Below are 13,257 nucleotides of genomic sequence, written 5' to 3'. Positions count from 1 at the left end.
GTTCCGGCATCGGCTGCGTTACCATGAACGGCCATCGACCTTGACTGGAGGATGCAATGAGCTCGACCGTGGTTCCCTGCCTGCGTTACCGCGACACACCCGCGCTGATCGACTGGCTGTGCAGCAATCTTGGTTTTGAAAAACGCCTGGTGGTGCCAGGCAAGAATGGCGGCGTGAGCCATGCGGAGCTGACGCTGGGTGACGGCATGGTCATGATCGGCACCGAGGCCGACGACGACTACGGCCAGTTGCTGACCACGCCCGGCAAGACCGGCGGCCTGCAGACCCAGACCATCTGGATCCGCGTGCCGGATGCCGACGATGTGTATGCGCGGGTGGTCGACAGCGGCGCCGACATCGTCAGGGTCATCGATGACGCGCCATACGGCGGACGCGAATTCGCCTGCCGCGATCCTGAGGGCCATGTATGGAACGTGGGCACCTACGATCCCTGGAAAGCGGCTTCCTGAATCGCTTTCCGCCGCGCTTGTTGCTATGCTAGCGCCCTGGCGCCGCCCGCATCGACGGGTGGCCGGTCATATTTTTTGCAAGGAAGCACAACATGGTCTCGCTGCAGGAGCAGTTATTGAAAGCCGGCCTGGTCGACAAGAAGAAGGTCAAGCAGGTCAACCAGGACAAGAGCAAGCAACACAAGGAAGTGCTGCGCACCGGCGTGGAAAAGGTCAACGAATCGCGTGAAGCAGCGCTCGAGGTGCAGCGCCAGAATGCCGAACGCGCGCGAGAGCTCAATGCCCAGCGCGACGCCGCCGCGGCCCAGAAAGCCATCCTGGCCCAGATCGCCCAACTGGTGCAGCAGAACAAGCAATCGAAGGGCAAGGGCGACGTGCCCTATAACTTTACCTTCGGCACCAAGGTCGAGCGCATCCACGTGACGGCCCAGATCGTCGAGCACCTGGTGGCTGGCCGCCTGGTGATCGTGCACATGAATGGCAGCTTCGAACTGGTGCCGCGCGTGATCGGCGAGAAGATCGCCCAGCGCGATGCGGCCATCGTGGTGCAGGTCAAGAAAAAAGTGCAGGAAGTCGAGGAAGACGATCCTTACGCCGACTTCAAGATCCCGGACGACCTGATGTGGTGATCGAGGGCGGCCTCGCGGGGCCGCCATAGCGAAGCACTATTGCTTCGTCTTGTCTTCCACGTCGTGGGCATCCGACCGGGGCTTGCCGGAAGTGCGCTTCTCATCCTTCTTCGGCTGTCCCAAGCCGGACGAGGTCGCTTCTTGCTTGCTGCTGCCCTGGAAATCGGGATCCACGATATTCGCGCTTTCCGGTCCTTCCGCGGCCGGGTTTTCCCGCTTCGCTCGCTCGCTGTTGATCGGAAGCTGCCGGTCGACGGTTTCGGTTCGGGTCGCCTGCGTGGTCTGCGAACCGGTCTTGTCAGCCTGGGCTGCGGCGCCCGCCGCGATGATGACACCGCTTAACAGGACGATGACTTTTTTCATTGCTACCTCCGAATAAAGGTTGGTCATGCAAGGATGTCATCACAGTGGTGGCCGAATCCCGGATCACAAGGCCTGTTCACATACCGAGGTCACGCCCGCCGAAGGCATTCGGCAACTGCTCTGCCGCCGTGGTCTCGAACACGGCCCCTTCCAGGTTGGTCAGGACCACCGGCAATGCGTTGCCGCCCAGCTCGAGAATCACCTGGCGGCAGGCGCCGCACGGCGCGATCGGGCCCTCGGTCTGGCCGATCACGGCGAGCGCCAAGAAGTCACCCGGCCGGTAGCCGCTGGCAATGGCGCTGAACAAGGCGGTGCGCTCGGCGCAATTGCACAGGCCGTAGGCGGCGTTCTCCACATTGCACCCACGGAAGATGCGGCCATCCTTGCACTCCAGCGCGGCCCCTACCTTGAACTGCGAGTACGGGGCATAGGCCAGCTCGCGCGCGGCGCGTGCTTCATCGATCAGTTTCGCGTATTTCATGCTTCGGCCCTCAAGGACGGATGGTGCGGTGGATCATGGGCGCGGCTGCCGCTTTCGCAGCGCCGAACTGGTAGGCGGCCTGCACCTGGCGGATCGCCTGCTCGGCCGCGGACTGGGTGCGCGCATGCACCATCGCCAGCGGCTGGCCGACGGCGACCTGGTCGCCCAGCTCGACCAGGCCGGTCAGGCCAACTGCGTAATCGATCGCATCCTGAGGCCGCACGCGGCCACCGCCCAGCGCCACCACCGCCAGGCCCAGGCCGCGGGTGTCGACCGAGGTCGCGTAGCCGGCCTGCAGGCTCGGCACGGGCACGATGACCGGCGCCGTTTCCAGGTAGGCGTCCGGCTTGTCCATCAGGTCGGCCGGGCCGCCCAGGGCGGCGACCATGCGCGCGAAGCGCTCGGCGGCTGCGCCCGAATCCAGCGCGGCCTGCAGTCTGGCGCGCGCTTCCTCCTCAGTCGAGGCCAGGTTCGATATCACCAGCATCTCGGCGCACAGCGCCATCGTCACCGCATGCAGGCGCGCCGGGCGCGACTTGCCGCTCAGGTAGTCGATCGCGACCCGCACCTCGACCGCATTGCCGGCCGCGTGGCACAGCGATTCGTCCATGCCGGTCAGGATGGCCGAGGTGCGGGTGCCGGCGCCGTTGCCGACGCTGACGATCGATTCGGCCAGCTCCACCGATTTCTGCGCGGTCGGCATGAAGGCGCCGCTGCCGACCTTCACGTCCATCACCAGCGCGTCCAGGCCCGCCGACAGCTTCTTCGACAGGATCGAACCGGTGATCATGGCCACCGATTCGACAGTCGCCGTCGTGTCGCGGATGCCGTAGAAACGCTTGTCGGCCGGCGCCAGCTGGGCGGTCTGGCCGATGATGGCCACGCCCACGTCTTTCACTACCTGCCGGAATTTCTCGGGTTCCGGCACCGTGCTGTAGCCCGGGATCGCGTCGAATTTGTCGAGCGTGCCGCCGGTATGGCCCAGGCCGCGGCCCGAGATCATCGGCACGAAGCCGCCGCAGGCCGCAATCATCGGTCCCAGCATCAGCGAGACCACGTCGCCGACACCGCCGGTCGAATGCTTGTCGACCACCGGGCCTGGCAAGTTCAAGGATTTCCACTCCATGACCTGGCCCGAATCGCGCATCGCCAGGGTGAAGGCGACCCGCTCGTCCATGGTCATGTCCTTGAAGTAGACCGCCATCGCAAACGCCGCGATCTGGCCTTCGGTGACGCTGCCGTCAGGGATGCCGCGGACAAAGAACCGGATCTCTTCGGCGGAGAGGACGCCGCCGTCACGCTTCTTGCGGATGATTTCCTGGGGGAGGAACATAGTTAAGTCCGTTTTCACTAATAGCCTGAAAACGTCATTCCCGCGGAGGCGGGAATCCAATGCGTTCGCGTCATGCTAGCGTACTTGGATTCCCGCCTGCGCGGGAATGACGGGGGTTTTTTTGAGGTTCCGGGCCGATTACACGCCGTACGGAATCCAGACGTTCTTGACCTGGCTTGCATGCTGCAATACCGCGCGGCCGCCCGCCTGCTTCGCATCGAACCAGTCGCGGCCCTTGCCGCCGCCGGTCCAGGTGCGCTTGAGCGAGTCGCTCGACAGGCGCTCGACTTCGGCGCAACCTTCAGCCGAGCCGTCATGGCGCCACACCGCATCGACATCGCCGTGCGAAGCCAGCGTGCGCGCCAGTTCGTCGGCCGAGCCAGTGACGATATTGAGCGCGCCGCCCGGCAGGTCCGAGGTATCGAGCACCTGGTACAGGTCGATGGCGCTCAGCGGATGCTGCTCGGACGGCACCGCCACCACGCGATTACCCAGCGCCAGCGCCGGCGCCACCAGCGAGATGAAGCCCAGCAGCGGGTTCTCGTTCGGGCACACGATGCCGATCACGCCGACCGGCTCATTGAGCGCCACGGTGATGCCGTGCATCGGCGGCTGGTGGGCCGCGCCGTCGTACTTGTCGGCCCACGCCGCCCAGTAGAACAGGCGCTCGATCGACGCCGCTACTTCCAGCGCCGCATCCTTCGCGCCGGTTTGCTGCGCGATGCGCTGGGCGAATTCGTCGGCGCGGATCGCCAGGTTCTCGGCGATGTAGTACAGCACCTGCGCGCGGTTGTGCGCGGTGGCCTTGGCCCAGCCGGACGCCTTGTGCGCCGCCTCGACGGCGTTGCGGATGTCCTTGCGGTTGCCTTCGCCGATATCCGCCAGGAAGTCGCCGTTGGCGCCATTGACCGCGCGGCTGTAGGCGCCGTCGGGGCGCGCCTGCTTGCCGCCGATGTACAGCTTGGCGGTGCGGTCGACCGCGAACGGGCTGTCGTCCGGCGCTGGCTTCGCCTTGGCCTTCTCGGCGACGACAGGTGCGCTCGGACGCGCATCCTCGGCCAGCGGCACCAGGTACTCGTACATGCCCTCCTTGCCGCCTTCGCGGCCGTAACCCGATTCCTTGTAGCCACCGAAGCCGCAGGCCGCGTCGAACTGGTTGGCGGTATTGATCCACACTACGCCAGCCTTGATCTGCGGGACCACGTCCAGCGCCAGGCTGATCGACTCGCTCCACACGCAGGCCGCCAGGCCGTACACGGTGTTATTGGCCAGTTGCACCGCCTCGGCCGGGGTGCGGAAGCTCATCGCCACCAGCACCGGTCCGAAGATCTCGGCCTGGGCCACGGCGGCCGAGGTCGACGCGCCCGTGATCAGGGTCGGCAGGTACCACGAGCCGGTGGTCGACAGTTCCACGTTCGGCTGCCACACCTCGCAGCCTTCGGCGCGCGCCGATTCCACGAGTCCGTGGATGCGCTGCTGCTGCACCGGATCGACCAGCGCGCCGATATCGTTCGATTTGTCGAGCGGCGAGCCGACGCGCAGGTTCTGCATGCGCGCCTTCACCTTGGCGATGAATTTGTCGTACACCGACTCCTGCACCAGCAGGCGCGAACCGGCGCAGCACACCTGCCCCTGGTTGAACCAGATCGAATCGACCAGGCCCTCGACCGCCGCATCCAGGTCGGCGTCGTCGAACACGATGAACGGCGACTTGCCGCCCAGTTCCAGCGACAGCTTCTTGCCGCTGCCGGCGGTGGCCTTGCGGATCAGGCGGCCGACTTCGGTCGAGCCGGTGAAGGCCAGCTTGTCGATGCCCGGGTGATTCACGATCGCCTCGCCCACGCGGCCATCGCCGGTGACGATGTTGACGACACCCGCCGGCACGCCGGCGCGCTGGCAGATCTCGGCGAACAGCAGCGCGGTCAAGGGCGTGTACTCGGCCGGCTTGAACACGACGGTGTTACCGGCGGCCAGCGCCGGCGCGATCTTCCAGGCCAGCATCAGGAGCGGGAAGTTCCACGGCACGATCTGGCCGACCACGCCCACGGCGCGGTAGTCGGCGAATTCTTCGGACTGCAATTGCGCCCAGCCGGCGTGATGATAGAAGTGGCGCGCGGCCAGCGGCAGGTCGGCGTCGCGGGTTTCGCGAATGGTCTTGCCGTTGTCCAGCGTCTCGAGCACCGCGAACAGGCGCGCATGCTTCTGCAGCAGACGCGAAAGCGCGTACATGATCTTCGCGCGGCCGTGGCCTTTCATGGCGACCCAGCCCGGCTGCGCGCGGCGTGCGGCGGCGACGGCGCGCTCGACGTCGTCCTGCGTCGCCTGCGTCACCTGCGCCAGCTCGGCGCCATCGGCCGGATTGTTGGTGGCGAACGTTTCCGCAGCGTCGGTCCAGGCGTTATCGATGAACAGCCCGAAACGGCGGCCATGCTGGTCCAGCCACGCGAGCGCTTCCTTGGTACTTTCTGGTGCGGGACCGTAATCCATGGTCTGAAGAATCTCTTTAATTGTTGGCATGACGAGTCCGGAAAATTAGGGTTGCGCGTGGCGATGGGCGGCCGAGTAGTTGCCGGTCACGTAGTGCTCCAGCTGGCGCTCGATGTCGGTCAGCAGGCTGGACGCGCCGATGCGGAACAGGTGCGGCTGCAGCCAGTCATTGCCCAGTTCTTCCTTCATCACGGTCAGGTATTGCAGCGCCGACTTCGCGGTCGACACGCCGCCGGCCGGCTTGTAGCCGATCTGGAAGCCAGTCTGCTCGTGGTAGTCGCGGATCGCGCGCACCATCACCAGCGACACCGGGATGGTCGCGTTGACGCCTTCCTTGCCGGTCGAGGTCTTGATGAAATCGGCGCCGGCCATCATGCAGACCCACGAGGCCTTGGCGACGTTTTCCAGCGTGACCAGGTCGCCGGTGGCGAGGATGGCTTTCACGTGCGCTTCGCCGCAGGCCTGGCGGTAGGCCACCATCTCGTCGTACAGCGCCTGCCAGTTACCGGTCAACACATGCTGGCGGGTGATGACGATGTCGATCTCGGTCGCACCGGCGGCCACCGACAATTCGATCTCGCGCACCTTGGTTTCCATGCTCGACAGGCCGGCCGGGAAAGCGGTCGACACGGCGGCGATCGGCAGCCGGCCCTGGATCACCTTGACGGCGGGCTGGATCATCTCGTGGTACACGCAGACGGCGCCGGTCGACAGGGTCTCGAGACCGAGGGCCTGCATCAGGTCGGCGCGCAGCGGACGCATCGCCTTCATGCACAGGCGCTCGACGCGGCCCGGGGTATCGTCGCCGCTCAGGGTGGTCAGGTCCATGCATTCGATGGCGCGGACCAGCCAGGCGGCCTGGTATTCCTTCTTGACCGTGCGGCGATTGGCCAGGCTGGCGGCGCGGCGGTCGGCCGCGTTGCGGTTGACCTTGAGGCTATTCACCAGGCCCAGGTCCAGCGCAATGCCGGTATTACGTTTGAAGTCCAGCGGCTGGCTCATAGCAGTGCGGTTCCGTTCGAAAGTGGTTTGATGCCGAGGTGCCTGGCCAGGGTGGCGCCGATGCTCGAGAAGGTGTCGGCGGTCGGCAGTTCCTGCGGCGTGACATTCGGGCCGAAGAAGATCATCGGGATGTGTTCGCGGGTGTGGTCCGAGCCGGGCGCGGTCGGGTCGCAACCGTGGTCGGCGGTGATCACGACCAGGTCGCCGTCCTTCAGCTTGGCCATGAATTCCGGCAGGCGCGCGTCCAGCTCGTGCAGCGCGTTCGCATAGCCGGCGACGTCGCGGCGGTGGCCGAAGTGCATGTCGAAGTCGACGAAGTTCACGAAGGTGAGCGATTTGTCGCCCGCTTCATCGGCTACTTCGAGCAGGCGGTCGAACAGCGCCATATTGTCCGGACCCTTGACCAGGCGCGTCACGCCCTGGGCCGCGAAGATGTCGCTGATCTTGCCGAGGGCGATCATCTCGCCGCCGGCGTCCTTGACGTGGTCGAGCAGGGTCGGTGCGATCGGCGGCACGGCGTAGTCATGGCGGTTCGCGGTGCGCTTGTAGTCGCCGTTGGCGCCGACGAAAGGACGCGCGATCACGCGGCCGATGTTATACGGCTTGACCAGCTCGTAGGCGGCTTCGCAGACTTGATACAGGCGCTCGAGGCCAAAGTGCTCTTCGTGCGCCGCGATCTGCAGCACCGAGTCGGCCGAGGTGTAGAGGATCGGTTTGCCGGTCGCAACGTGCTCGTCGCCGAGTTCATTGATGACGGTGGTGCCCGAGGCGTGACAGTTGCCCAGCCAGCCCGGCACGCCGGTCAATTCCTGCAGCTTGTCGGTCAGCTCTTTCGGGAACGACGGCACGGTCTTCGGGAAGTAACCCCAGTCGAACAGCACCGGCACGCCGGCGATTTCCCAGTGGCCGCTCTGCGTGTCCTTGCCGGTCGACTGTTCGCGGGCGACGCCCCAGGCGCCGGTAAAGCCGTCGCGCAGCGCGAAGCCGGGCGCCCACTCGCCGCTGGCTTTGTGCGCCGCGGCGGCCAGGCCCAGCTTCTCGAGGTTCGGCAGCGACATCGGCTTGCCTTCTTTCGCGGCCCATTCGGCGATGTGGCCGAAGGTGTTGGCGCCTGTGTCGCCATACTTGTCGGCGTCCGGCAATGCGCCGAGGCCGAAGGAATCGAGCAGGAGGATGAATGCGCGTGACATGGTCTTCGCTTTCTTCGGTTCTAAAAAATTCAAGCCTCGGCGCGTGGGGTCGAGCCCAGGCGTTCAATGTAAGCGTGGATCAGCTTGACCATGTCCTGCGCCGCGATGGCCGCATACTTCAGGGTCTGCTCGTGCGACAGCGCGAACGGCGACAGGCCTTCGGCCAGGTTGGTGATGGCCGAGACGGCGGCGACCTTCAGGCCGCAATGGCGCGCCGCGATCACTTCCGGGATCAGCGACATGCCGACCACGTCGGCGCCCAGCGTCTTGAACGCGCGGATTTCGGCGACGGTCTCGAAGTGCGGGCCTGCGGCGGCCAGGTAGACGCCTTCGTGCAGGACGATGCCCTTCTCGGCGGCGACGGCCTTCACTTGCTCGCGCGTTTGTGCGTCATAGGCATTCGACATGCTGAAGAAGCGCGGGCCGAAACGCTCGTCGTTCGGGCCGGCCATCGGGCTGCCAGGCAGGAAGTTGATGTGATCGGTGATCGCGACCAGGCTGCCGGCATCGGCTTCCACGCGCAGCGAGCCGGCCGCATTGGTGACGAACAGCAGTTCGCAGCCGATCTGCTTGAGCGTGCGGATCGCCGAGGTCATCACGCCCGGGCCATAGCCTTCATAGAAGTGGCCGCGGCCTTTCATGCAAGCGACCGGCACGCCGGCCAAGGTGCCCAGCACCAGTTCGCCGGCGTGGCCGTGCACGGTGGAGATCGGGAAGCCCGGCAGGTCGGCATAGCTGATCGACACCGCATCCACCAGTTGTTCGGCCAGCACGCCCAGTCCGGAACCGAGGATCAGCGCCACGCGCGGCGCGAAGTCTGGCTTGCGGGCGCGGATGATGTCGGCGGCTTCGAATGGGGTATTGCTGGACATGATATTCCTTGTTGAAAGCTGGGAGTGGGTCGCGGATGAGAGGGGCAGGTGCCAGACGCGCGCGAGCGCAGCGCATTTGGACAGCCGGATATTATAACTATGCATGAATGCCGATATGTATGGCAAATACACTTTTTCTTCCCGATTTATATCTTTTATAGATAAATTACACGAAGCGCCGGCGGGCTGCTTACACTGAAGGAAAGATCCGTTGACAGGGCCAGAACAATTGTCTAGCATGGTTAAACAATTGTCCTTGGCGCCTGACGGCGCACCCGAACGCGATGCCGAAAAAAGAACAGTTATACGAGCTGATCCGTTCCAATCCCTTCATCTCGCAGCAAGACCTGGCCGGCCACCTGGGCCTGTCGCGCTCGGCGGTTGCCAACTACATCGCTACCCTGGTGCGCGAGCGCCGCATCCTCGGCCGCGCCTATGTGCTGCCCGACCACCGGCCGATCCTGTGCATCGGCGCCGCCAACCTCGACCGCAAGCTGCGCACCTCGGGCAAGCTGGCGCTCGGCACCTCGAATCCGGCGCGCCAGACCGAATCCTTTGGCGGCGTGGCGCGTAATATTGCCGAGAACCTGGCCCGCCTGGGCGTGCCCACGGCACTGGTCACGGCGGTGGGCGGCGACGCATCCGGCCGCGCCCTGCTGGCCCACGCGGACGATGCCGGCATCGATACCCGCGGCGCACTGCGCATCGACGGCGCCGCCAGCGGCACCTATACCGCGGTGCTCGACCACGACGGCGACATGCGCGTGGCGCTGGCCGACATGGAGATCTACGAGACGCTCACGCCCGATTTCCTGGCCGCCCGCGAGCAGCAGCGCGCCGGCGCCGCCCTGATCGTCGCCGACCTGAACCTGCCGGTTGCTGCCGTCTCCACCCTGTTGACCGGCGCCATGCGCGACGCCGTGCCGATGGCGATCGTCGCGGTGTCCGAACCCAAGATCGACCGCCTGCCGCGCGCGCTGCATGGCCTGCGCCTGTTGATCCTGAACCTGGGCGAACTGGCGGCGCGCGCCGGCCGCCCGCTCGAGACCGACGCCGACATCGCCGCGGCCTGCGCCGAACTGCGGCGCGACGGCGCCCAGGACGTGATCGTCACGCGCGGCGTAAAGGGCGTCATGTTCACCACCGCAGACGGCATGCAGGCGCTGGACGCGCCGGCCGCGGACGTAGTGGATGTCACCGGCGCCGGCGACGCCTTCGCCGCCGCCGTCTGCTGGACCCTGTACAACGGCGAGCCGGACCTGGAACTGGCCTGCCGCCGCGGCCAGCAGCTGGCCGCCATGACCGTCGGCTGCGCGCAAACCGTCTCGCCGCAGCTGGCACCGGGCCTGTTCGACAGCCCGGCGCACGCCATCGTTACCGACTGAATCACAGCAAAGACCTCATCATGCAATCCTTCCTCCTGTTCTCGCCCGAAGTGGCGGCCGCCCGCACCGCCGGCAAACCCATCGTCGCCCTCGAATCGACCATCATCTCGCACGGCATGCCCTACCCGCAGAACGTGCACACCGCGCGCGAAGTCGAGCAGGTCATCCGCGACGCCGGCGCGGTGCCGGCCACCATCGCCATCATCGGCGGCAAGATCTGCGTCGGTCTCTCGGAAGACCAGCTCGAGACCCTGGGCTCGTCGCCGGACGCCATCAAGGTCAGCCGGCGCGACCTGCCCTATGTGCTGGCGCAGGACCGCCTGGGCGCGACCACCGTCGCCGCGACCATGATCTGCGCCGAGCTGGCCGGCATCGAGGTATTCGTCACTGGCGGCATCGGCGGCGTGCACCGCGGCGCCGAGACCAGCTTCGACATCTCGGCCGACCTGCAGGAGCTGGCGCAAACCAGCGTGGCCGTGGTGTGCGCCGGCGTGAAGTCGATCCTCGACATCGGCCTCACCCTCGAATACCTCGAGACCCACGGCGTGCCGGTGCTGGCCGTCGGCCAGCCGGGCTTCCCCGCCTTCTTCACCCGCGACAGCGGCTACCAGGCCGACTTCCAGCTCGATTCGCCCGAGGAACAGGCCGCCTTCATCCGCACCAAGTGGCAGCTCGGCCTGAAGGGCGGCGTGGTGGTCAGCAACCCGGTCCCGGCCGACGACGCGATGGCGCCGGACGAAATCGACGCCATCATCGCCCAGGCCCTCGGCGAGGCCGAACAGCAGGCCGTGACCGGCAAGCAGGTCACGCCCTTCCTGCTGGCGCGCATCAAGGAACTGACCGGGGGGCGCAGCCTCGCCACGAATATCGCGCTGGTCAAGCACAACGCCCTGGTCGGCGCGCGCCTCGCCGTGGCGCTGCAGCACAAGGCCGCCTGACGCGCGCGGCCCACCATGTCGATCGACCTGAAACAGCTGAAATACTTCCTGGCGGTGGCCGAGGAAAAAAGCTTCAGCCGCGCCGCCGAGCGCCTGCACATCTCGCAGCCGCCGCTCTCCCAGCAGATCATGAAGCTCGAGAGCGAGCTGGGGGTCAAGCTGTTCACCCGCACCACGCGCAGCTTCGAGCTGACCGTGGCCGGGCGCGCGCTGATGGTCGAGGCGGCCGACCTGCTGGGCAAGATGCGCATGACCATCGACACCATCCGCCAGATCGACCGCGGCGAAGTCGGGCGGCTGCGGGTGGGCATCGTCGGTTCGGCCATGTGGGGGCCGATCCCCGGCCTGCTCGAGCGCTTCCAGACCGATTTTCCGCGCGTCACCTGGACCATCCACGAGCTGGGCCCGAACGACCAGTGGGAAGCGCTGCGCAACAAGCAGATCGACGTCGGCTTCTGGCGCGAGCCGCGCATCGAGGCGGACGTGCTCAAGCAGGCCAACCTGCGCCAGGAGCTGTGCTTCAGGGAGCAGTTCTGCGTGGCCGTCAATGCCCGCCATCCGCTGGCCGCGCGCGACTCGATCGCGCTGCCCGAGATCGCGGGCGAGCCGATGCTGACCCTGCACCTGGACCAGTCGGCCGAGCCGCGCTACCTGCTGCAGTGCTGCGTGAACGCCGGCTTCCAGCCGACCATCTTCCAGGAAGCGGCCGAGCCGCAGACCCTGCTGGCCATGGTCGGCGCCGGCCTGGGCGTGGCCCTGATGCCGGAAACCACCAGCCGCATCGGCTGGCCGGGCGTGCGCTTCCTGCCGATCCATGCCCATGCACCATCGGCCAACCTGTACATCAGCTATCCGGCGCAGGACGATGCGCCGGTGGTGCGCGCCTTCCTGAATATCCTGTTTCCCGACGCACCGCCCGCCTGAACGCCCCCAATCGGCCCGCCATATGCGGGTCGAACCGCTTTTGTCCCGCCACCATTTCCTCAGTACATTTTTTTGCCCATTTTTCAGGCAAAAACCCGCCGCACGATTGAGCCTGATTGACTATTTTTTAACATCGCCTCCGGTATGATGATTGTCAAGTTCATCAATATTCTCCAGGAGCTCGCATGAAGACAGCATCACCGCGCTACGACGGGCTCCGCCTGGAACAATTCGATGGCATCCAGGCCGACGAGATCGCGCAGTTGCGGCTCGCCATCGATCAGCGCATCGACCAGTTGCTGAGCGGGGGCGGCCCGTCCGACCAGCTGACCAAGGCCATGCGCGCCTCCGCGCTCAGCGCCGGCAAGCGCATGCGTCCCCTGCTGCTGATGCTGGTTGCGCGCGATCTCGGTTGCACCTCGAAGGCGCTGGTGGACGTCGCCTGCGCCGTCGAGCTGGTGCATGCGGCCTCGCTCATCCTGGACGACCTGCCGTGCATGGACGATGCCAGCCTGCGACGCGGCAAGCCGGCCATCCACGTCCAGTTCGGCGAAGACGTCGCCATCCTGGCCTCGGTCGCCCTGCTCAGCCGCGCCTTCGGCGTGCTGTCCCAAGCCCACGATATTCAGCCGGCAACCCGCGCGCGCCTGGTCGCCACCCTGGCGCAGACCGTGGGCGAGCAGGGCCTGGTGCGCGGCCAGTTCGAAGACCTGCACGGCGGCGCGCGCTCGCCCGAGGCGATCGCCACCACCAATGAACTCAAGACCGGCCTGCTGCTGGGCGTCGCGGTCGATATGGCCGCCATCATCTGCCATGCCGACGACAAGGTCGCGCGGCAGTTGCGCGCCTTCGCGCTGGCGGCCGGCCAGGCCTTCCAGATCAAGGACGATTTCCTGGACGGCCAGGACAGCGCCGTGACCGGCAAGGACACCGGCAAGGACGCCGGCAAGGCCACGCTGATCAATACCCTCGGCCGCGACGAAGCCAGGCGTCGCCTGGCCGCCTGCCTGCTCGAGGCAGACCGCTGCCTGAGCGCCGCCATCGGCGCCAAGGGACGCACGCGCCAGTTCGTCGCCCAACTGTTCGGCAGGGAAGCCAAGGCCCAGCGCTTCGCGCCCGAGCTGGCCACGGCGCGCGACGCGCGTCCGAGCGCGCAGCTGGCCGAGTTGCGTCTCAACTGACC

Annotated in this window: 13 protein-coding genes; 6 read left to right on the top strand and 7 right to left on the bottom strand. The window is 66.4% G+C overall.

The genetic code is table 11. From position 1 onward, the window contains the following. Nucleotides 1-56 precede the first annotated feature (56 nt). Together Q9246_RS05225 and Q9246_RS05220 are read left to right on the top strand one after the other, a co-directional pair. Nucleotides 57-470, top strand: coding sequence for a VOC family protein (locus tag Q9246_RS05225; RefSeq protein ID WP_306395966.1), 414 nt, complete (start codon nucleotides 57-59; stop codon nucleotides 468-470). Nucleotides 471-562: 92 nt separating this feature from the next. Then, entirely contained in the window at nucleotides 563-1,099 is a 537-nt protein-coding gene (locus Q9246_RS05220; RefSeq protein WP_306395965.1) for a DUF2058 domain-containing protein, read from the top strand. 36 nt (nucleotides 1,100-1,135) lie between these two features. On the opposite strand, the gene Q9246_RS05215 is transcribed toward Q9246_RS05220, so the two are convergent. The 7 genes from Q9246_RS05215 to xapA form a co-directional block, all read right to left on the bottom strand. Next, nucleotides 1,136-1,462, bottom strand: coding sequence for a hypothetical protein (locus tag Q9246_RS05215; RefSeq protein ID WP_306395964.1), 327 nt, complete (start codon nucleotides 1,460-1,462; stop codon nucleotides 1,136-1,138). 76 nt (nucleotides 1,463-1,538) lie between these two features. After that, complete coding sequence (locus Q9246_RS05210) at nucleotides 1,539-1,943, bottom strand: cytidine deaminase (protein ID WP_306395963.1); 405 nt, start codon at nucleotides 1,941-1,943, stop codon at nucleotides 1,539-1,541. Nucleotides 1,944-1,953: 10 nt separating this feature from the next. Beyond that, nucleotides 1,954-3,276, bottom strand: coding sequence for a thymidine phosphorylase (deoA, locus tag Q9246_RS05205; protein ID WP_306395962.1), 1,323 nt, complete (start codon nucleotides 3,274-3,276; stop codon nucleotides 1,954-1,956). A 138-nt stretch (nucleotides 3,277-3,414) separates the two neighbouring features. After that, nucleotides 3,415-5,793, bottom strand: a complete 2,379-nt coding sequence (locus Q9246_RS05200; protein ID WP_422802352.1) for an aldehyde dehydrogenase family protein — start codon at nucleotides 5,791-5,793, stop codon at nucleotides 3,415-3,417. 15 nt (nucleotides 5,794-5,808) lie between these two features. Further along, nucleotides 5,809-6,765, bottom strand: coding sequence for a deoxyribose-phosphate aldolase (deoC, locus tag Q9246_RS05195; protein WP_306395961.1), 957 nt, complete (start codon nucleotides 6,763-6,765; stop codon nucleotides 5,809-5,811). Beyond that, on the bottom strand, nucleotides 6,762-7,955 hold the full coding sequence (locus Q9246_RS05190) for a phosphopentomutase (RefSeq protein ID WP_306395960.1): 1,194 nt from the start codon (nucleotides 7,953-7,955) through the stop codon (nucleotides 6,762-6,764). The genes deoC and Q9246_RS05190 overlap by 4 nt, the downstream gene beginning before the upstream one ends. Nucleotides 7,956-7,984: 29 nt before the next feature. Further along, nucleotides 7,985-8,827, bottom strand: coding sequence for a xanthosine phosphorylase (gene xapA, locus Q9246_RS05185; protein ID WP_306395959.1), 843 nt, complete (start codon nucleotides 8,825-8,827; stop codon nucleotides 7,985-7,987). A 284-nt stretch (nucleotides 8,828-9,111) separates the two neighbouring features. Between xapA and Q9246_RS05180 the strand changes: the two genes are divergently transcribed. From Q9246_RS05180 to Q9246_RS05165, 4 genes are all read left to right on the top strand, one after another. Then, a complete protein-coding gene (locus Q9246_RS05180) occupies nucleotides 9,112-10,212 on the top strand; it encodes a carbohydrate kinase (RefSeq protein ID WP_306395957.1) in 1,101 nt (366 codons plus the stop codon). A gap of 20 nt (nucleotides 10,213-10,232) precedes the next feature. Continuing rightward, entirely contained in the window at nucleotides 10,233-11,150 is a 918-nt protein-coding gene (locus Q9246_RS05175) for a pseudouridine-5'-phosphate glycosidase (protein WP_306395955.1), read from the top strand. Between the two features lie 15 nt (nucleotides 11,151-11,165). After that, on the top strand, nucleotides 11,166-12,074 hold the full coding sequence (locus Q9246_RS05170; RefSeq protein WP_306395953.1) for a LysR family transcriptional regulator: 909 nt from the start codon (nucleotides 11,166-11,168) through the stop codon (nucleotides 12,072-12,074). Nucleotides 12,075-12,259: 185 nt separating this feature from the next. Beyond that, nucleotides 12,260-13,255, top strand: a complete 996-nt coding sequence (locus Q9246_RS05165; RefSeq protein WP_306395951.1) for a polyprenyl synthetase family protein — start codon at nucleotides 12,260-12,262, stop codon at nucleotides 13,253-13,255. Nucleotides 13,256-13,257 lie beyond the last annotated feature (2 nt).

The sequence above is a fragment of the Telluria beijingensis genome, assembly GCF_030770395.1.
Lineage (GTDB): Bacteria > Pseudomonadota > Gammaproteobacteria > Burkholderiales > Burkholderiaceae_D > Telluria > Telluria beijingensis.
This window is presented reverse-complemented; position numbering and strand designations above follow the sequence as displayed.